Raw genomic sequence first — 611 nt, forward strand, 5'->3', positions numbered from 1 at the left:
TCACCATAAGGAGAGAGACGTTCAGTATAGGTTTTTATTTTAGTAGACCCGCCGACATTTTCACGAATAACAGCAATGCCATGAATATTGGCATTTTCATAAACATGTACGTTATTTGCTATACGAGCGTTTTCATAAACCCTAGCATTGTCATAAACATAGGCATTATCATAAACATAGCCAGCAATGATAGCATTGTCATAAACCCTTGCATTTTCATAAACGTGACCATTTTTAAACACAAGAGCCTCATCATACACCCAGCAATTGCCATCATGAGAGAGGTTATCTTCCTTTTCAATAAAGCCCCCTAAAGTACCTGCTTTAACATCAGCAAAGTCTTTTAATGCTTTAATGCGATAAAGGGTATGATTATTAATTACACGCGTTTCATTTGTGAGTGCAAACTTCTTTTGCATGAGCACAATTCCTTTATAGAGATTTAAATTTTTAAATGAGATGTTTAAAGGAGGGCGCCCCCGCCGCGCCCGCGCGTGTCATTTACGCAGCATCACTTTCATATTCGCTGTCATTATCATCGTCATAATACCCTTCAAAATCAGCATAATACTCATGACGATAATAATCATCTTCGCTACCAAACTCAGGAT

At 37.8% G+C, this 611-nt stretch carries 1 protein-coding gene; it reads right to left on the reverse strand.

The window, feature by feature from the left end; translation table 11 throughout:
* Positions 1–419 (reverse strand): hypothetical protein (locus tag ACFIJP_RS09605; protein ID WP_375627205.1); only part of this gene is annotated, 419 nt, incomplete at its 3' end.
* Between the last annotated feature and the right edge of the window lie 192 nt (positions 420–611).

The sequence above is a fragment of the Bartonella sp. MU37NMGALS genome (assembly GCF_042194015.1).
Classification (GTDB): domain Bacteria; phylum Pseudomonadota; class Alphaproteobacteria; order Rhizobiales; family Rhizobiaceae; genus Bartonella; species Bartonella grahamii.